Annotated in this window: 13 protein-coding genes; 6 read left to right on the top strand and 7 right to left on the bottom strand. The window is 63.0% G+C overall.

Going from position 1 to position 20,275, the window contains the following annotated elements; all coding sequences use genetic code 11:
• Positions 1-73: 73 nt before the first annotated feature.
• Both EV560_RS25620 and EV560_RS25615 read left to right on the top strand, forming a co-directional pair.
• Positions 74-895 (top strand): NAD-dependent epimerase/dehydratase family protein, encoded by an 822-nt coding sequence (locus EV560_RS25620; protein ID WP_131858877.1) that lies wholly within the window; start codon positions 74-76, stop codon positions 893-895.
• A gap of 70 nt (positions 896-965) precedes the next feature.
• Entirely contained in the window at positions 966-2,222 is a 1,257-nt protein-coding gene (locus tag EV560_RS25615; RefSeq protein ID WP_131858669.1) for a glucarate dehydratase family protein, read from the top strand.
• Positions 2,223-2,245: 23 nt separating this feature from the next.
• On the opposite strand, the gene EV560_RS25610 is transcribed toward EV560_RS25615, so the two are convergent.
• Positions 2,246-5,227, bottom strand: coding sequence for a PAS domain-containing protein (locus tag EV560_RS25610; RefSeq protein WP_248312207.1), 2,982 nt, complete (start codon positions 5,225-5,227; stop codon positions 2,246-2,248).
• Positions 5,228-5,368: 141 nt separating this feature from the next.
• On the bottom strand, positions 5,369-6,340 hold the full coding sequence (locus EV560_RS25605; RefSeq protein WP_131858668.1) for a Bug family tripartite tricarboxylate transporter substrate binding protein: 972 nt from the start codon (positions 6,338-6,340) through the stop codon (positions 5,369-5,371).
• 566 nt (positions 6,341-6,906) lie between these two features.
• Between EV560_RS25605 and EV560_RS25600 the strand changes: the two genes are divergently transcribed.
• The 4 genes from EV560_RS25600 to EV560_RS25585 all read left to right on the top strand — a co-directional run bounded on the left by EV560_RS25600 (position 6,907) and on the right by EV560_RS25585 (position 11,970).
• Positions 6,907-7,929 carry a TRAP transporter substrate-binding protein gene (locus EV560_RS25600; RefSeq protein WP_131858667.1) on the top strand — a complete coding sequence of 341 codons (1,023 nt, stop codon included), beginning with the start codon at positions 6,907-6,909 and terminating at the stop codon, positions 7,927-7,929.
• Positions 7,930-8,027: 98 nt separating this feature from the next.
• Positions 8,028-9,884, top strand: a complete 1,857-nt coding sequence (locus tag EV560_RS25595) for a TRAP transporter large permease (protein ID WP_207908118.1) — start codon at positions 8,028-8,030, stop codon at positions 9,882-9,884.
• A gap of 14 nt (positions 9,885-9,898) precedes the next feature.
• Entirely contained in the window at positions 9,899-10,972 is a 1,074-nt protein-coding gene (locus EV560_RS25590) for a LacI family DNA-binding transcriptional regulator (protein ID WP_131858665.1), read from the top strand.
• The gene (locus tag EV560_RS25585) at positions 10,969-11,970 is read left to right on the top strand and encodes an NAD(P)-dependent oxidoreductase (protein ID WP_248312206.1); all 1,002 of its coding nucleotides are present in this window, start codon (positions 10,969-10,971) and stop codon (positions 11,968-11,970) included. The genes EV560_RS25590 and EV560_RS25585 overlap by 4 nt, the downstream gene beginning before the upstream one ends.
• Before the next feature lie 317 nt (positions 11,971-12,287).
• On the opposite strand, the gene EV560_RS25580 is transcribed toward EV560_RS25585, so the two are convergent.
• The 5 genes from EV560_RS25580 to EV560_RS25560 form a co-directional block, all read right to left on the bottom strand.
• Complete coding sequence (locus EV560_RS25580) at positions 12,288-16,160, bottom strand: ATP-binding protein (protein WP_131858664.1); 3,873 nt, start codon at positions 16,158-16,160, stop codon at positions 12,288-12,290.
• 369 nt (positions 16,161-16,529) lie between these two features.
• Positions 16,530-17,543 (bottom strand): proline racemase family protein, encoded by a 1,014-nt coding sequence (locus tag EV560_RS25575; RefSeq protein ID WP_131858663.1) that lies wholly within the window; start codon positions 17,541-17,543, stop codon positions 16,530-16,532.
• A gap of 35 nt (positions 17,544-17,578) precedes the next feature.
• On the bottom strand, positions 17,579-18,367 hold the full coding sequence (locus EV560_RS25570) for an ABC transporter permease (protein WP_131858662.1): 789 nt from the start codon (positions 18,365-18,367) through the stop codon (positions 17,579-17,581).
• 1 nt (position 18,368) lies between these two features.
• On the bottom strand, positions 18,369-19,202 hold the full coding sequence (locus EV560_RS25565) for an ABC transporter permease (protein WP_131858661.1): 834 nt from the start codon (positions 19,200-19,202) through the stop codon (positions 18,369-18,371).
• Complete coding sequence (locus EV560_RS25560; RefSeq protein WP_131858660.1) at positions 19,202-20,260, bottom strand: ABC transporter ATP-binding protein; 1,059 nt, start codon at positions 20,258-20,260, stop codon at positions 19,202-19,204. Before EV560_RS25560 ends, EV560_RS25565 begins: the two co-directional genes overlap by 1 nt.
• Positions 20,261-20,275 lie beyond the last annotated feature (15 nt).

The raw sequence follows: 20,275 nt of genomic DNA, 5'->3' as shown, positions 1-20,275 counted from the left end.
CGCATCGGGCCCACTCATTCGCTCAAGAACAAAAGCCGGGAGAAGACGCATGGTACCAAAAGAGCCGACCGTCATTCGCAACCTTCTGATCACGGGCGGCGCCGGCAATATCGGGCGAAAACTGCGCCACGAACTCGGCGCGCGCTTCACGCGCATCCGCATAATCGATGCCGTCGCTCCAGCCGCCCTTGCCGCCAACGAGGAGGCCGTACAGGCCGATGTCTCCGACATCGCCGCCGTCGAGCGGGCCATGGAGGGCATGGATGCAGTGATCCACATGGCGGGTGTGGTGCGCGAAGCGCCGTTCGAGGCCATCCTGCAGGCCAATGTCGTCGGCACCTGGAATGTCTATGAAGCGGCGCGACGCCAGGGCGTCGGGCGCGTCGTCTTCGGTTCGAGCAACCATGCCGTCGGCTTCTATCCCAGGCATCAGCGCCTCGACGAGTCGGTCCTGCCGCGCCCGGACGGCCGCTACGGGCTGAGCAAATGCTGGGGGGAGGCGGTTGGCGCCCTCTATGCCGACAAATACGGCATCCGCAGCATGCATGTCCGGATCGGCAATGCCGCCGACATTCCCGGCAATGCCCGCACGCTGAAGATCTGGATCAGCGGACGCGATCTCGCCCAGCTCTGCCTGATCGGCCTGGAGCATCCCGACATCCATAACACCATCGTCTACGGCGTCTCGGACAATGCCGGCGGCTGGTACGACAATGCCGTCGCCCGTCGACTGGGCTACAGGCCCCAGGATCATGCCGAGGCCTACACGCAGGAGGCCATGGCCGGGGAGGCCGAGCTCACGCACGAGCCGCCGGCGCTCTATTTCCAGGGCGGCGGCTTCTGCTCCCTCGAATATGCCGGCGCACCCGTTCCTCCGACCGCGCCACTTGCCTGAGTCGCCAGCTCGCCCCGCGACGATCCAACTCACTGCCCCCGACCTGCCCCCAATCCTGCCGAGGCCTCAGATGCGCATCGTTGATGTCCGTGTCACTCCGATTGCCTTCCGCGACCCGCCGCTTCTGAACGTCTCCGGCGTGCACGAGCCCTGGGCCCTGCGCAGCATCATCGAAGTCGAAACCGCCGACGGCCATGTCGGGCTCGGCGAGAGCTATGGCGATCTGGAGACCCTGGCCAATCTCGGCAAGGCGAGAGCCGGCCTGATCGGGCTCGATCCCTTCGACCTGAACGGGCTGACGCGCGTCGTCTACGCGGCTGTCGGCGACGACGCGAATCCCGGCCAGACCTTCGCGCCGGCCGGCGACAAGGCCCGCGCCTCGGCGCTCGCCGCCTTCGAGGTCGCCTTCCTCGATCTCCAGGGCCAGATCACCGGCCGCCCGCTCTACGACATCCTTGGCGGCAAGCTGCGCGACCGCGTGCCCTACAGCGCCTATCTTTTCTACAAGTTCGCACGGCACAAGGATGATCCCGGTTATCCCGCCGATGATTGGGGCGAGGCGCTCGACCATGAGCAGATGGTCGAGCAGGCGCGCCGGATGGTGAGCGAGTTCGGCTTCGGCTCCATCAAGCTCAAGGCGGGCGTGTTCGAGCCGGATTTCGAGATCGAGACGCTCCGCCACCTGCGCAAGGCGTTTCCGGACCACCCCCTGCGGATCGACCCCAATGCCGGCTGGTCGGTCGAGACGACGCGGCGCGTGATGCCGCAATTGGAGGGATTGCTCGAATATCTCGAGGATCCCACCCGGACGCTCGCCGAGATGGGGCAGGTCGCGACATTCGCGCCGATGCCGCTCGCCACCAACATGGTCACGATCGCCTTCGGCCATATTCCCGAAACGATCCGCCTGAACGCTGTTCATGTCGTCTTGTCCGACCATCATTACTGGGGCGGCCTGCGCGCCACCCAGCATCTCGCACATCTCGGCCGGGTTTTCGGCTTCGGCATCTCGATGCACTCGAACTCACATATGGGCATCAGCCTGGCGGCGATGACCCATGTCGGCGCCACGATCCCCAATCTCGCCTATGCCTGCGACACGCATTATCCTTGGCAGGTCGAGGAGGTCATCGAGGGTGGCAAGCTCAGAATCGAGGACGGCTCGCTTGCGCCGCCGGAAGGCCCCGGGCTTGGCGTGCGGCTGGACCGCACCGCACTGGCGCGCTTTCACCAGCAATATCTCGATTGCGGCATCCGGGTGCGCGACGACGCCAAGGAGATGCGCAAGTACCGGCCGGACTTCAATCCGGCGCGCCCGCGCTTCTGAAACCGGCCCTGCGCCAGGACACTTCAAGCCTGGCCGATCAGCAACGTGAAGATGAAGACGGCGCCATTTGGCTGGTTCTTCTCAGTCCACAACTGTCCGCCGTGAGACTCGACGATCGAACGGCAGATGGCGAGCCCCATGCCCATCCCGTGCTCTTTTGTCGTGAAGAACGGATCGAATATTTTCTCCGATGATTCAATGCCGACGCCCCGATCACGGATCTCGGTTCGCACGACATCCCCGATCCGGTGCACGCGCAGCTCAAGCGCCTTTTCGCCGGCAACAGAATCCATCGCATCGAAACCATTGCGAATGAGATTGATCAGAACCTGCTGAATTTGTACGCGATCGAATGCGATCGGCGGCAGATTGCGCTCAACATCAATGGTCATCCGGATACGGCGCCGTGCCGCTTCGTCGGCCATGAGGTTACGCGCTTCGTCAATGACGCCATCGAACGCGGTATAGTTCCTTGGCTCCACGGACTGCTTGAACAAGGCGCGGATGCGACCGACGACATCCGCCGCGGAGTTGGCGTCTCGGATGACCCGCTCCACAGTGGTCTGCGCGCGCTCCAGATTGGGCGGTTCAGTCTTGAGCCAACGCTGGCAGGCATGCGAATTGGCCACGATCGCGGCGAGCGGTTGATTGACCTCATGCGCGATCGAAGCCGAGAGCTCTGCCAGACTCGCCGCTTGGCTGGCACGGGCAACGGCGTCCCGAGCCAGGCGCAATTCCTCCTGCGCCCGAACCTCACCGTCGATGTCGATGGAAATGCCGTACCATTGAAGGATCGCGCCATGCTGATCCCGCACCGGCTCTCCCCGGCCTTCCATCCAGCGGTACACACCGTCAGCGCGACGGACGCGGTACCTGTTGGCATAGCTCTCACCGGTGGCAAGGGCGTGGCTGATCGTCTCTTTCAGGCTCGCAGCATCGTCCGGATGCACGAGAACCTGGACGGTTCCGGCCAATCCGCTCATGCCAAGCTTGTCCAATTCAGCCAGGTCCAGTCCGACAAAATCCACCAGGCGCTTGTTGAAGAACATCGTCTCGCCTTCGGGTGAAAGGCGCCTGATATGGACCGGCAACAGGTTCACCAGCTGCGACAACTCCCGCTCGCTCCGCTGCAACGCCTCCTGGGCTGTGACCAGGTCATGGACATCGACGCTCACGCCGTACCAGCGCAGAACCTCGCCAGACTCGTCGCGCAACGGCTCCGCCCTGCTTTCGGTCCAACGATAGGTGCCGTCGCTTCGAATCTGGCGATATCGGACGACATAGGAGCGACCGCTCTCGAATGCGCTGGCGCGGACTTGTTCCGCTGCTGCCCTGTCATCGGGATGTGCCATGGCGGCCAAGGGGGAGGAGTAGCCCCCTGTCACCGTGAAATCCTTGAGAGATGCGCCCGTCGTATTGGCGTGGCGCTTGTTGCGATAGAGTGGCGTTCCATCGCGCGCAGTGCACCAGATCGAAGCCGGTACGGCATCGACCAATTGCTGCAATTGTCGCTCGCTTTTTCGCAAAGCCTCTTCGGCATGCATCTGACCGTCGATGTCGTGGCACAGGCCGTACCATTGGACGATACGGCGGGCGTCATCCCGCATTGGCTCCGCGCGACTTGACATCCAGCGATACACGCCATCGGCGCGGCGCAAGCGGTAGCGCAAGTCGAAGCTGTCGCCAGTAATCAGACAGCTGCTGAGGGTTTTTCTCAGTAGCGCCGCGTCCTCCGGATGCACGGCGCGTTCTATGAACGCCGCCAGCCTGGTCACGCCCGGCTTATCTGTGCCCACGACGTCAAGGCCAAGAAAGTTCACCATGCGCTTGTTGAAGAAAATCGGCTCGCCGTCCGGCGCCAGGCGCCAGATGAGGCTCGGAACCATGTCGACGAGATGCGAGAGTTCGCGTTCCCGATCGCGCAAAGCCGCCACGGTTCTCTTGTAGACATCGACGTCAAGCGCGATGCCATACCATCCGGTGATGCGACCCTGCTCGTCGCGTGTCGGCCGAGCGGCCGCGCGAGCCCAGACATAGCCGCCAGTCACGCGCCGAAAGCGAAACTCCACATTGAAATGATCTCCAGTCTGCAGGCAATGACGCCATGCGTCGTCGACCCGGTCATAGTCATCAGGGTGAAGCAATTTCTTCCAGGCGGCATGCCCGTCCTCCAACGGAGCATTCAGGTCGTCCAGCGTCATTCCGAGGGAGCTCTGGGCGAACGGATGCAGGTAAATCCACCTTCCGTCCGCGTCGAACGCCCATCCGTCGCCGAACAGGCTCTCGATCACCCTCGCCGACCTCATTGGCTCGGGTTCGTTTTCGACGAACCGGCTTGACGCGGTGGCTCGTGGAGGCTCCCTCTCTGTCACCAGGTCATTGATATCGACGCTGACGACATATCCGGGCTCTGAGCGTGTTTCCGTCCAACGATAGCTGCCGTCGGACTGGCGTCGCCGATGTCTCGTGACCTGGGGGACGCCAGTCCAGAAGGCGCGGGCGGCCGCATGAGCCGCCGCTTGCCGGTCCTCCGGGTGAATAAGGTTCAAGGACGACACCACATCGGCCGCGGTCGTTTCGTCGAAACTGGCCCGGGCTGCAGCAGGTCGTGACGTTCCTTTATCGGATGGGCTCTGGGTCGCGAGCCCTGCTGTCCCGACATCACGCGATGCTGACACCCTGGTGGTCACGATGGCGCCGATGCAGAGCGCCACGGCAAAGAAGGCCGGCCACGACAAGGTGACGATGGCACCTGCACCGACGTAAGTCATAAGCAGTGACCCGGCGAACCCGATTGCCAAGGCAAGATTCAGGAACAGGACTCCACGATCGCGCACACAAAGGAAGAGTGCCGCGATGGGAACCAGCAAGCCGCACATCGTCCCGGTGAGCGATGAGACCGCGATCCCGGCCGCCGATACCACGATCAAAAAGGCCAGCTTTTGCGGAGGCACAACGATCATTAACCGGCTGCTCCTGCCGTGTTTCAGGATCTCGCTTGGCATTCCGCTTCACCGACTGGGGGATGGCTGACCGCCCAGCCTAGTGCCCGCTGCCACCGGTTGCACCCTATGGAAATCCATGCCCCCCGGCGCACCGCCTGCATCTCTGCGCTCGATCGGAAACACACGTTCCCATGGCTCACATCATTCGACCTTGATGGCCGCGTTCTTGAGGACGCGCGCCCAGCGCTGGTTCTCCTCGTTCAGGAACGAAAGAAGCGCCTCGGGACCGGCAGGCATCGGCTCGATGATCTGCGATCCAAGAAATTCACGAAACGCCTTCGACTCGGCAACAGCGCGAGACTTCTCCTGGAGCAATTCAAGCACGGCGGGAGGTGTTCCGGACGGCGCAACAAGACTGAACCAGCTCTTGTTCACCAGATCCGAAAATCCTGCCTCCTCGAAGGTTGGAACATCCGGCAAATACGGAGATCTATTCTCTGCTGAAATTGCTAGCGCCGTAACCTCGCCAGACTTGATCAACGGCATGATGGAATCAATGTTCTGGAACAGCGCATCCACATGCCGTCCAAGCAGCGCTGTCGTCGCTTGCGGGCTGCCATTGAAGGGGATGTGCACAATGTCCACTTGTGCCTGCTGCTTGAACAGTTCTCCTGCCAGATGCGGCGGGGTTGCGATGCCGCCACTCGCATAGTTCAGCGTTCCCGGCTCGGCTTTGGCACGTTTGACAAACTCGCCAATTGTTCTTGCGACTGATGGGTGAACCACAAGAACGTGCGGCGTCGCCCCCAACAACGTAATCGGCGCAAAGTCGCGTCGCACAACATAGCTCAGATTGGCGCGCAGATGCGGCAACACCGCCAGGGCGGTCGTATGTCCGAGAAGAATTGTGTATCCGTCAGGCGCCGCCTTTGCTGCAGCCGCAGTTCCGATTGCGCCGGAACCTCCACCTCGATTTTCAACGACGATTGGCTGGCCGAGCTCGGTTTCGAGCCCTCGAGCCACAGCCCGCGCGATGACATCGGCGCTTCCGCCCGGTACGAATGGAACGATCAGAGTGATGGGATGCGCAGGATAGAGTGTCTGCGAACAGGCCAGTTCTGACTGAAATACCAACGCTGCAATTGAGATAAACAAGAATTGCAAGCGTCTCATGCGCAGTTTCCGTTGAGTCAATAGCAGCAAGATCTCTCGGTCGCTGCGAGGCCACAAGCCATACTAGAACGACTGATCGAGAACAGCATTTCCAATTTGAGGCGAGAAAGAGAGTGCCACTGGCGCACCGCTTTTGCCAAATTCGGCACCAGCCAAATGGCAGGCCCGATCTCTCCGCCAGGCCCGATCTCTCCGCCAGGCTCCTGCACCGGTCGGGCTGCCAAGGACCGCGGGCAAGCCGATGCGGCCCCTCCGCCATGATTTCCGGGTTGCGGGGCAGGGGGCGGCGCGCCCGCCCCGGTATCAGCCGCGCCTGGGCGGGCGGGCGAAGCCTGCTCCGGTGATCGGCCATTCCCGCCGGCGCGGAGCCCAGGGACAGGCGGGCGTACCTGATCGCCGTTGAAGAGACGCTTCGTGAGGCAACACCGTCAACGATGCCACCCGCCAATGGCTGTCGCCGGAGCCAATGCCAAAAACCACCCGCTTGACATCTGTGTAACGTTTTAGTGTAAGGTTTTACTAGCCGCATCCAAGACGGCCGTGATGGAATTCGGGAAGGAACGTCCATGAGCATTTCACGCCGCGCCCTGCTGGGTGGCGCCGTCGGCGGCGCCGCCACGGCTGTCGTCAGCCCCTCGATCCTGCGTGCGCAAACGCCGGTCTCGTTTCGCGTCTCGTCATCGATGCCGGCGGACCGGAACGCTGCCCATTTCGTCTGGTTCGAACGCTTCCAGGCGCTGGTGAAGGACCGCGTCGGCGACAAGATCAAGCTCGACTATTTCGCCAACAGCCAGCTCGGCCGCGAGGCCGACGTGGTGCAGCAGGTCGTGCTGGGCTCGACCGACATCATGATCACCGGTTCCTCGATCTGGGCGACGTCGGTGGCGGAATGGGGCATGCTCGACCTCGGCTATGTCTTCGACAGCCAGGACCATGCCGTGAAGGCCATCGACGCCGGGCTCGGCGATGCGCTGGGCAAGCTGCTGCTCGAACGGCGCGGCGCCGAGGTGCTGGGCTGGGGCTTCCATTTCGGCGCCCGCAACGTCTACACCAAGGCCAATGTCGCGAGCCTGACCGATCTGAAGGGGGTCAAGCTGCGGGTTCTGCCGGCGCCGGCCTTCATCGAGACCTTCAAGATCATGGGCGCCGTTCCGGTGCCGATCCCGTTCAACGAGCTCTACACCGCGCTGCAGACGGGCGTCGTCGACGGCTTCGAGCACGATGCCGCCAGCGTCATCGCCAACCGGCTCTATGAAGTCACCAAGCATTGCTACCAGACCGACCATCTGTTCAGCCCGATGGTCGCGGTGATCGGCAAGCGCGGCATGGGCAAGGTCCCGCCCGAGGCGAAGGCGGCCTTCCTCGCCTGCGCCCAGGAGGCGACGGCCTTCCAACGCGCCGAGGCGGCCTCGAGGGGCGCCGGCGCGATCGCGGAACTGAAGGGGCTCGGCCTGAGCTTCACGCCGATGCCGAAGGAGGAGCGGGCCGCGATCCTGCAGCCGATGTCGGAGAAGCTCTACGCCGACTTCTCCAGGCAGTACCCGCCGACCAAGGCGCTGTTCGAGATCGTCGCCAAGGCGCGCGGCTGACGCCTGCCGCCGCAATCGTGCAGCCGGCTGCCGAACGGCGCCGGCTGCTGGCTCCTTCCTTTCGTGGTCTCGTCATGCATGCATCCGATGCGGGCGTCATGCCCATGCTCTACCCCGGCTTCGGCTCGACCGGCCGGGTCCTGCGCGGATTGCTCCACATCATGGAAGCGCTCGCCGCCTTCGCGCTCGCGGTCGACGTGCTCGTGGTCTTCGTCTCGGTGATCTTCCGCTACGCGCTGCACGAGCCGCTGGAATGGGCCGAGGAGGTCGCGCGCGCCATCATGGTGCTGTTGGTGTTCTTCGGCGCGGGCACCGTGCTGGGCCGGGGGCGGCACGCGGGCGTCGACGTCATTCGCGGGCTGCTGCCGGTCCATTGGCGCCCGGCCCTGGTGCAGATGTGCTGCTGGATCATCGTCGCGGTCGCGCTGGCGCTCTGCGTCACCTCGGTCGGCCTGACCATCGAGACCAGCGACCAGACCACCCCGCTGGGCCTGCCGCAGGCGATCTATCTCTGGCCGGTCGTCGCCGGCAGTCTGTTCATCGCGATCTTCGGCGTCGCCAACGCGCTGGAGGGGCCGCCGCGCCTGGTCTGGGGCACGCTCGCCGCCGGCCTCGCGATCGTCGCCGCGGTCTATGCCTGGAACCACCTGCTGATGCCGGGCCTGGCGTTGAGGCCGCTTTGGCTGCTGATCCTGACCTTCGTCGGCAGCGTGATCATCGGCGTGCCGATCGCCTTCGCGCTCGCCTTCGCCTCGCTGATCTATTTCCTGAACGACCCCTCGCTGCCGCTGGTGATCTACGCCCAGCAGATGGCCTCGGGCGCGGATCATTTCGTGCTGCTCGCCATCCCGTTCTTCGTTGTGGCGGGTCTGGCGATGGAGGCGAACGGCATGTCGGCGCGGCTGATCGAGCTCCTGCTGCGCATGATGGGGCGGCTGAAGGGCGGCCTCAACCTGATCAGCATCGTCGCAACCGCGCTGTTCTCCGGCATTTCGGGCTCGAAGCTCGCGGATATCGCGGCGGTCAGCGGCATCATCATGCCGGCCGTGCGCAAGACGAAGCAGGACCCCAACGAGGCCGCCGGCCTGCTCGCCTGCACGGCGGTGATGTCGGAAACCATTCCGCCCTGCGTCAACATGATCATCTTCGCCTTCGTCGCGAACATCTCGGTCGGGGGGCTGTTCATGGCGGGCCTCATCCCCGCCGCCGTGCTGGCCCTGTGCCTTGCCGCCGTGGCGATCTGGTTCGGCAGCAGGATCGACCCGTCCGACGTGACGAGCGGGCGGACCTTGCTGCAACTGATCGCCGGCTCGCTGATCGCGCTCGTCATGGTCGTCATGATCGGCCGCGGCGTCACCTCCGGCATCGCGACCTCCACCGAGATCTCGGCCTTCGCCGTGGTCTATGCGCTGGTCGTCGGCGGGCTCTCCTTCCGCGAACTGACGCTGCGCTCGACCATCGCCCTGTTCACGCAATCGGCCTCGATGGCGGGCGGTATCCTGTTCATCGTCGCGGCTGCCTCGAACTTCGCCTTCGCCCTGACCATCGAGCAGATTCCGGCGGCGCTGTCGCATTCGCTGGTCGCGTTCGGGCAGGCCTATGGCAGCCTCATGTTCATCGCGCTGGCGGCGGTGCTGATGGTGTTCTTCGGAGCCGTGCTCGAAGGCGCGCCGGCGCTGATCATCTTCGGACCGCTATTGACGCCGATCGCCCTGCAGCTCGGGGTGAACCCGCTGCATTTCGGCACGATCATGGTGATCGCCATGGGGCTCGGCCTGTTCGCGCCGCCGGTCGGGCTCGGACTCTTCGCGACCTGCGCCATGACCGGCACGAAGATGGAGGATGTCGCGCGGCCGATGGCGAAATATTTGGCGGTGCTGGTGCTTGGCCTTATCCTGCTGATCCTGTTTCCGTCGCTTTCGCTGTGGCTGCCCACCCGCCTCGGCCTGACCTGAGTTCAAGAGAGACCGTGTCGACCATCATCGACGTTGCAAGGCTGGCCGGCGTGTCGATCACGACCGTCTCGAACGTGCTCAACGGGCGTGCCGACCGGATGAAGAAGGACACGTTGTCCCGCGTCGAGCGGGCGATGGCGGAGCTCGGCTTCCAGCCCAATCGCGCCGCGCGCCAACTCAAGACCGGGCAGGCCGAGCTCTTCGGCCTGCTCGTACCGTCGCTGGCCAATCCGAGCTACAGCATGCTGGCGCGCGAGATCGAGGCTGCGGCGCGCGCGGCCCATGGCTATCGCGTCATCGTCGCCAGCACGTATCGCGATCCGGAGCAGGAGCGCGCCTTCCTCGACGATCTCTGGTCGCATGGGGCAAGAGGGGCGATCGTCGTCTCCTCCTTGCCCGACGAGCGGCATTTCGAGGAGCCGATCGCACGCGGCATGGTCGTCGTCAGCTATGACAGCCATGCCAGGCGCGATGCCATGCCGATCCTCGACTACATCTCGGTGGACAATGCCGCCGCCGCCGGGCTCGCCACCGAGCATCTGATCGGGCTCGGGCATCGCACGATCGCCTTCGTCACGCCTTCGGGCTGGACTTTCAGCCGCGCCGAGAAGCGGCAAGGCTTTTTCGATGCCGCGGCAAAGCACGGCGTCGCCACGGTCGTCGTCGAAGGCGCCACGGCCTCGACCTATTCCGACGCCGAGATGGCCGAGCTCGGCCAGGCGCTGGCGGGCGAGATCGTCGCGCATCCCGCGAAGCCGACCGCCGCAGTCACGATCAACGACATGATGGCGATCGGCCTGATCGCGGGATTGCGCGAGGTCGGGCTCACCGCGCCGGAGGACATGTCCGTCGTCGGCTTCGACGCGCTGTCGCTCGGCACCTATTTCGCACCGGCCCTGACCACGATCCGCACCCCGCTCGCGGAGATGGCCCAAACCATGGTGAACCGCATCATCACCCGTCTCGAAGCGCCCGGCACGCCGCTCGGCGAATTCCGGTTCGCGCCGGAACTGCTCGTCCGCCGTTCGACCGCCGCCGCACCCCGCCATCACGGCAGCGACAGAGCCCGGCAGCCGCAGCGGGCATGACCATGCGCGTGCTCCTGACCCACACGCCGCATGTCCGCGCGAACTACTATGGCGATGTCGCGCTGGCGCGCTTGCGCGAGCTCGTCGAGGTGCGGCTTCACGAGAGCGACGCGCCGCTCGATACGGCCGGGCTGATCGCGCAGGCCAGGGATTGCGACGTCATCATCGCCGATCGGCAGACGGACGGCGAAGCGGCGCTGTTCGAGGCGCTGCCCGGTCTCGTCGCCTTCCTGCGCTGTGCGATGGATATCCGCTCCATCGATGTTCCGGCCGCCAGCCGTGCCGGCGTCCTGGTCACGCGGGCGACCGCGGGCTTTGTCGATGCCGTCGCCGAGCTCGCCATCGGCTTCATGATCGATCTGTCGCGCGGGGTCAGCCGGGCCACCGCATCCTACCGCGCCGGTGACATGCCGGCGATCGAGATGGGCGTGCAATTGTCGACGGCGACCGTCGGCATCATCGGTTTCGGCGCGATCGGCCGGCAGGTCGGAACGCTTGCGGGCGCGCTCGGCATGACCGTCCTCGCCAGCGACCCGGTCTTGATCGCGCAGCCGGGCATCGAGCAGGTCGAAATGGCGGAGCTGCTGGGCCGGAGCGATTTCGTGATCTGCCTGGCGCCGGTGCTGCCCGAGACCGAGAACCTGATGGATGCGCGCGCCTTCGCGGCCATGCGCCGGGGAAGCTTCTTCATCAACCTGGCCCGCGGCGAACTCGTCGACGAGGCGAGCCTCATCGCGGCGCTGGATCGTGGCCATCTGCGCGGCGCAGCCGTCGATGTCGGCCGCGCGCCCAACCAGATGCCCTCTCCCGCGCTGGCGGGCCGGGCCGACGTGATCGCGACGCCCCATATCGGAGGGCTGACGCCGGAAGCGACACAGCATCAGGCCTTCGACACGGTCGAGCAGGTTGCGGCGCTGCTGCAAGGACGCCTGCCGCCCGGTGCCGTCAACGCCGAGCATGCCGACCGGCTGAAGCGCTTGCTGAGGGAAACGGCGTGACGGACAGCCTCGCGCCGCCCGGCACCTGCGACTGCCATGTCCATATCTTCGATCCCGCCCATCCCCTGCCCGGACGCCCGCCCAGTTACCCTTTATCCCATTCGCGTGGAATGACCGCTTCCGGGCAGTGAGCCCCTTATCTTCAGTCTTGTGGATGCAACACGCGCTCAGGCGAGCCTGCTGTAGGAAGGGGGCGCTACATCAGCCCCCCCCACATCGCGAGCTTTATCACCCCGGCGATGACGGCTATCGGAAGCATGCGGCTATCGCTGGGACGAAGCGCCCCGTCTGCTCCTCTATCGACTAGGCGCGAGGTTTTAGTAATCCCCATTCTCGACAAATGAGATCCGGTACTCTGGCTGCGCCTTTCCTTGTTCATCCCATCGCTGTTGGTATCGAAGCGGTTCAACGTGAAGTGGTGGCGGAACTCGGCCTAATGCACCCCACGCCCGCGAACGGGCAGCCACGGCAGCTTCCTCCTGACCGCAATCAGCAGAACGGATAGTTGCATCGAGATGCACGCAAATTACCTCAGCTTGACCGGGATAGCGAGGCGCCTGAGATATAGCAAGATTAGCCCACCATTCTAGCATCGAGCGGTTCAACCGCGGGTCCGTCAGCGTGCCAGTAGGAAACGATCCTATATATGGCAATCTTCCACCTATATAGTCAATCATCTGCTGATGAGCCGCCGCAGATCTACTAATATCAATTGGAACGCCGGGGTTATCTATTAAATTCGTCAGGAACGAAAATATCGTATCTCGAAATGCGCCATGAGCGACTAATGGTGTTTGGTAATGAATGGCATTGATAATTAATTCTGTACAATCGCGACCGCGCTTCTTACATGCCTTGGCTGCGTACTCGTGCGCCAACGCCGTCGGCAAAGCGACTATCAGATTAAATGGATTAAATGTATGCCTTCTCGCCAAGCGATCTATGCCAGCCACGACGTCAATAAGCTCGTGGAAACTATCGGTGTCGTTCATTTCCGATAGTGCAAAAGCATGTATCCGCCATGCATCTAGGCAAGCACCAACCGGGCTGGAGATGGATAAGAACGGCTTGACAATTCTCTCGACTTGCCGCGCCCTGCTTCTGGTTTCATCAATATTATTGCGATGAGCGCGCGACGCCGCCGAGAGAATAGACGCATATTGCGCCTCGACATGCATATGGCCGACCCAATTGCTCCGTCTCGAATCGATTATACTCAATAATTCGTTCCATTCGCTGATGTATGACTGTCCCTCTAATTTATCATATACAGATGATCTTTTGATGTATGCCGAATTACATAGCATAAAAGATTCATATGAACGCGCGTTCAAAGTGTTTTGCTCTATCTTTGTGTTCAATATCTCAACAAAGCGATGCGCGAGATCGTCCTGATCCACGTGAAAAGACAACGCGTTCTGCACAAGTTCGTGCAAAGTACCGTGTGCTGCGCCTATTTGAGCCACAAAATTGTTGCCATCTGACGCATAAATCTGCAAAGATTGTATTAGCTCTATGCCGTAGAGAAGGCCTACCATTTCGAGATAAGCGAGTGAACGCCAGTTATCGGCGTAAGCACCTCCCCACGCGTCGATCGCGCCTAATATCCGGTCAAATTCTGCAGATAGATCGGCCTTATCTAAGCACCTGATCCCAGCGACTGAAAGAGATACTGCAAATAGTTTGTAATTTGGACTGTGGCTCTTCGAATTTGCTAGTTCAAATACTCGTCTAAATGTCTCGGCCAAAATTTGAGAGGCTGGATTTATAAAACCATCTCCCATGCGGGCAACATGGACCATATCAGAGCGATTTTTTAAATCACTCAATACCGCGATCAATTCTGAAACTATGCCGTCTTCTTTTGCATTTCCGGTGCGGATGGATAGTATAAGGAACTTGAATAAGCCGCTCGTCCAATCAGATAGGATAATTTCTGGAAGTCCATTAACCAGTTCATCGTAGATTAGCCCATCTTGCCCTTCGCACCTGGCGAGCCAAAGCTCTCTCAGGATTCCTGCCGCAAGGTCCGCTTGAGGACTGCCTTGCAGAGCCAGTCCCCAATTATTGTTTACTTGGCGCAATCCCTCGACGATGGTCCACAGCCACGTCAGACGCGCATCTGTGAATGCGTTGATGTCCTGCAACTCCGAACGCCAGAGGTGGAGTAGAAGCACTGCAGCTTCAGGTCCTCGCACGATCTGTTTGTTACGATCTGGAATAAGCAGCGTCATCAAATGAGCGCGGGCCCTGTTCGCTTCTTCCGGCGACAGGTTGCGGCACAGTGCTTGAACATCCTCCCACAGAGGCGCCGAGACCTCACTGCAGCCGCGGTCCCAGACGGTTCTAGGTACAAGCACTGCCTCCTCGATATAGGCGATAGCCAGCGTCAGAGGAGGAATGGCCATACCGTTTAGCGGACCAACCGAGAGCGCTCGGGCCAGCACATCATCGGAGGTCTTGTCACTCCGTGTTGTGACTGCTGCACGTAGCGTTGCGCGGGGCGCGGCTTTCCAAGCAGCATCAGCAATCCGTTGAGCAATTTTTCGTTGCTCATCCTCTCCTTCGAAGGCTGCAATTATTCGACGAACTACTGCGAGCCCAATCCGTCTCGGGCGGACTGGTGGTATCCATGTCGTGAGATCGAGGCCGTCGAAGAGGTCTTGAGGAACCGCACCACCCAACGATTTGCGAGCCGCATCAGCCGGCAAAGCTTCCGGGAAACTGTGAAGAAGGGTGGATCGGGCTACAGGACCCAGGTCATCGGCCCCGCCCGCCAAAGTCGCCGCCGCAAAAAGCGCGAGGCTTTCTCGGCTATGAAGCCCTGCAGACTGAATTGCTTGGATGACACGATCCGCTCGCTCTGAGAGGAGTTTACTGGTGTCAATCGCCTCAATGCCGCGACGCTGCCAAAGAGCCACTAGTGCGAGTTCAACTAGAAACGGGTTGCCCTCGGTTGCCGCGAGGAACTCATCTATTGCAGCGGTCTGACGATTGCCCCAACTCTGATCTGAGCACTCCAGCAGCGCGCTAGGCAACCAATCACGAAAGCCGTCTAGACCCGTCAATGCTCTGATATCTGCAGCATCAAAGCCAGATGCATCGTTCAGAACAATTGGCTTTCCATCGAACCTCGCTAGTGGCGTGAGTGAGCCGCCCGCGTCGTGTTCAAGCTGCAGATCCTCAGCAACACTTGCTCCCACAATAATTAGGCGCACAGGATGGTGATGAGATGCGTGCGATAGGGCATTGATAACTCTTGCCGCATCGCCCGGATAGGCATCGTCAAGTACGAGGATCGTCGGTCGCCGAGGGCGCCAGTCCGAAAGTCGCGATAGATATGACTCAGTAAGTCGTTTGCGATGTTGGCGCGGAGTGTGGGGACTGCCGGCGACTGATATTTCCTCCACCGATCCTATCCAGCCTGCATCCCAGCGAATGCCAGCCTGCGATCGATTGAAAATGGCTTCTCGAAAGACCCGAAACCGCTGCGCTGTAGTAGCTTTTGCGGCATCGCTCGTGGGCTTCGGCCGCTGCGCCAGGTATCGCGCGAATTCCAGTGCCAGCCTGCTCTTACCGATACCGTTTCGTCCTGTTAGGATCGTCCAGCGCATTCCCCCGGCCGGCCCCGATGCGTCCACATCTGCCCTTGCGAAGCGGAGGAGATCATTCCACGCGGCTGCTAGTGCCGGCCGCCGCTTCGGATCCATGTCATCATGAGGGAATGGAAGAGGGAAAAGCAGACGCCTCCTTCTGCTCTCTGCTCCGAGGTCTTTGCGGCCCGGTTTGCCTTGATCGTCCAAAAGGGCGGCAGCTATTTTTTCACCTTCCGTTCGATTAGCCCCCAGAAAATCCGCTACTTCGAGTCCGCGAAAGGGATCGAATGGCTTTGCTCTTCCAATACGCCCTAAGAGAGCATCGTCGAATGCCCGAAACCGATTGCTAAGCCACTGCGCTGGCCACTCAACTACCGGCATCAAGACAATGGCGACGGCCACACCGGCAGCGATTTCTATTGGCCATTCAGGGGGCAGCAGTTTGGCGGCTTCGCGCACCCAAGCGCTCACACGATCGACGAACCCGCCCGGAGACCACCTCGATAGCGCGGCGAAAATACCAGCCCCAAGTAGGCCTCCAGTCGCGACCAGACCAGCGCGCCAGGCCCAGATTACACCGCCGTCTGACTTCATTGTTCGCCGCCCCCGCCCAGACTAAGCGTCATACGAACGGGGTTGAAGAATACAAGCACGACTTAATGCGTGGTTGAGCGTTGCTCGTCGTCATAGGACGGAATGGGGATTTCTGCGAAGCAGTTACCACGCAGACATCTGGCGACTTGTTAGTTGCAACCTATTTGAAAAATACAGAATTTTGTGACGAAATGCCGCCTGCAGCTACGCAGTAACGGGTGCCATCAACGCCGATCTCCGGACGCAAGGCTCCCGATCTCCGGTTTCAGGTCGATGTTTGACGTGAGGACTTGGCGCGAAGACGCCCATGGTCCCTGACCGCGAGTGCGCCGGGCCAGCCCGGTTTGGCTGGCCCGGCGCTGTCATTGATCACGCCACGAGGAAGCCGGCGTCGACCGGATCGTCGCGGTTGATCGTCCAGCGTGCCGTACCAAGCAGGCCCGCGGTGCCCTTCACGGTCGGGCGCACGGCGCGGGTGCCGTTGAGGCTGGCTTCGCCGATCAGGCAGCCCTCGAATGTGCCGGAGCCGAGCAGGCCCTCGGAGCGGATCGGCTGCTGCAGCTTCATCAGGCCGCGCGCCTCGAACATCGCCATCATCGCGCTCGTGCCGGTGCCGCCCGGCGAGCGGTCGAGCTGGCCGGCCGAGAAGACGTGGACGTTCTTGTAGAAGGCGCCTTCGATCGTCGGCTCGTGCCAGAAGGTGACGAAGTTGAAGTTGTTGATATGGGCCGAAGCCGGATGCTGGATCGCGACCTTCTGGCGGAGCTGCTCGCGCGCGATGATGCCGAGGCGCGAGAGCTCCGAGCCGTTTTCCGGCGAGATCCTGAGCGAGGTCCCGCGCAGGTCGATGATGCCGAAATAGTTGCCGCCCCAGACGATGTCGGCCTTGAGCGGGCCGACGCCCGGCAGGTCGAACGGCACGTCCTGCGCCGCGACATAGGCCGGCACGTTCTCGAAGCGCGTCCAGAGCACCTCGGGCCCGTCATTGGCGACCTCTGCCGTGACCAGCCCGGCGGTGGTCTCGAAGCGGATGGTGGTGCGGCCGTTCTCGCCGCGCCGGACGAGGCCGAGCGCGACCATCGCCATGCCGACCGCGATCGTGCCGTGCCCGCACATATGGGAATACTGCGTGCCGTCGATATAGATCAGGCCGGCATCGTAGTCCGGGCTCGACGGCGGCGTCAGGAAGACGCCGAACATGTCCTTGTGCCCGCGCGGCTCGCGCATCAGGGCGCAGCGCAGCCAGTCATAGTTCTCCTCGAGGAAGCGGCGCTTCTCCAGGATGCTCGATCCGGCCGGATACGGAATCCCGCTATGGATGATACAGAGGGGCTCACCCTCGGTATGCGTGTATACGACGTCGAAGACATTCTGCTGGCGCATGGTCGGCTCCTTGGGAAAACAGTCGGTTGAGTGGCTTAGCGGCGTCGCTCCGAGAGCACGTCGAGGCCGATGGTGAGATCGAGCACGACGATCACCACGGCGGCGACGATGATCGTCAGGCCGGAGACCGCCGCGATCGTCGGGTCGATCGTGTACTGGACGTAGTTGAACAGCTTGACCGGGATCGTCGTCAGCTCGGCCGTGGTGTTGAAGATGCTGAGCTCGACATTGATCCAGGAGGCGATGAAGGCGAAGATCGCGCCGCTGACCAGCCCGCTGCGGATCTGCGGCAGGGTCACGAGGAAGAAGGTGGTCAGCGGCCGGGCTCCGAGATCGGCGGAAGCCTCTTCCAGGCTGCGCTGCTCGTCGCTGAGCTGCGGCAGCACGGCGCGCAGGACGAAGGGCATGATGATCACGACATGCCCGACGAGCAGCGCCGGGAAGCTGCGGACCAGTCCGATCGCGCTGCCGTACTGCAGCAGCGCCGCGCCGAGCACGACATGCGGCAGGATCAGCGGCGACATCAGCGTCTCCGCGAGCAGGGTGCGGCCAGGGAAGCGATAGCGCGCGATCGCGATCGCCGCCGGCACGGCCAGCGCCACGGCGACGATGGTCGCGGCGACCGCGAGAACCGTGCTGATCAGGAAGGCCGAAACATAGGACGGATCGCCCAGCATCTTGCCGTACCAGGCAAGCGTCAGCCCCTGCGGCGGGAAGGCGAGGAAGCTGGTCGTGGTCAGGGACGCCCCGACGAGCACGACGAGGGGCAGAGCCAGATAGGCCAGTGCGGCGAAGGAGACGATCCGGATGAGAGCTGAGACCATCTCAGGCCCTCCTCGGCTCACTGAGGCGCCCGGCGATGGCGACGAGCGCCAGCGTCAGCACCAGCATGGTGATGCTGAGGGCGCCGCCATAGTTGAAATCGAAGACCGAGCTGTATTGCTGGAAGATCAGCATCGAGAAGACGGTGATCCGCCCGCCGCTGAGCAGTGCCGGCGTCACATAGGCGCTGACGGCCAGCATGAAGACCATCACCGCGCCGGCCATCAGGCCGGGCAGGCTGAGCGGGAAGATGATCGTGCGGAACGTGCCGGCCGGCGTCGCGCCGAGATCGGCGGAGGCGTCCTCCAGAGCCGGATCGACCTTGGCGAGCGCATTGCCGACGGCGAGCACGATGAAGGGCAGCAGGATGTAGACGAGGCCGATCAGGATGCCGAGCTCGGTGCCGAGGAAGCGCATCGGCCGTTCGATCAGGCCGAGCCCGATCAACCCGTCATTGACGAGGCCGTTGCGACCGAGCAGCACCATCCAGCCGAAGGAACGGACGATGTTGCTGGTGAACAGCGGCACGACCAGGAGGATCACGCAGAACCGGCGCCAGGGTCGCCATTTGACGATGCGGACGAGATACCACGCGAGCGGATAGCCGATGAGCACGCAGACGAGCGTGGTCCGCGCGCCGATCCGGAAGGTCACCCAGAGCACGTCCCAGTGATAGGCGTCGGCGAGGATGCGCAGATAATGCGCGAAGGTCGGCTGGCCCGCCGGCGTCGTCAGGCTCGCGATCAGGACGACCGCCATCGGCGCCAGGAAGAAGGCGACGAAGAAGGCCGCCGGCAGGGCGCAGAGCAGCAGGACCGGGCGCAGCGTTCCGCTCATCACGCATCCCCCGGCACGAGACTGAGGTCGGCGAGGCGGATATTGGCGAAGACGGGCTGGCTGGTAGTCAGTCCGGCCAGTGCGGACGGGGCGAGACGGGCCGTCAGGGTGGTGGCACCGACAGTCAGTGCCACCGAGGCATGGCTGCCGACATGGACGATCTCTGAAACGACGGCCGGCAGGGCGAGGCGCCCGGCGGCGGGCTCGGTCCCGACGAGGATATCCTCCGGCCGCAGCACGCCGGTGAACGCGCCTTGCTGTTCATCCGAAGCAGGCAGGATGATCGCGCCGTCGAGCAGCGAGACGCTGCCGTCGCCGCGCCGTTCGGCCGCGAGCAGATTGGCATCGCCGATGAAATCGGCGGCGAAGCGGGTCGCCGGGCGGGCATAGATGTCCTGGCCACGGCCGATCTGCTCGATGCGGCCGCGATTCATCAAGACGATCCGGTCGGCCATCGTCATCGCCTCCTCCTGGTCGTGCGTGACGAACAGGAAGGCGATGCCGAGCCGGTGCTGGATCTGCTTGAGCTCGCCCTGGACCTTCTTGCGCAGCTTCAGGTCGAGCGCGCTGAGCGGCTCGTCGAGCAGCAGCAATTGCGGCCGGTTGACGATGGCCCGCGCCAGCGCCACGCGCTGCTGCTGGCCGCCCGAAAGCTGCGCCGGCAGGCGCTCGCCGAAGCCGGCGAGGCCGACGAGCTCCAGCGCCTCGGCCGCCCGCTTCGCCGCCTGGCCCTTCGGCGTGCCTTGCCGGCACGGCCCATAGGCGACGTTGTCGGCGACGCTCATATGCGGGAACAGCGCGTAGTTCTGGAACACCGTGTTGAGCGGGCGCCGATAGGGCGGCAGCCGCGTCACGTCTTCGCCCGCCAGCCGGATCGTGCCGGCCTCGGGGCTCAGGAAGCCGGCGATGCAACGCAGCAGCGTGGTCTTGCCGCAGCCCGAGGGCCCGAGCAGCGCGATGAACTCGCCCTGCTCGACGGCGAGCTCGATCGCCGTCAGCGCCGGCTGTCCGCCGAAATGCTTGGACAGGCCGTCTATGGCGAGGATGGGGGCGCTCATGCTGCGGCTCGCGAT

The sequence above is a fragment of the Allobosea sp. BK604 genome (assembly GCF_004341515.1).
Taxonomy (GTDB): domain Bacteria; phylum Pseudomonadota; class Alphaproteobacteria; order Rhizobiales; family Beijerinckiaceae; genus Allobosea.
This window is presented reverse-complemented; position numbering and strand designations above follow the sequence as displayed.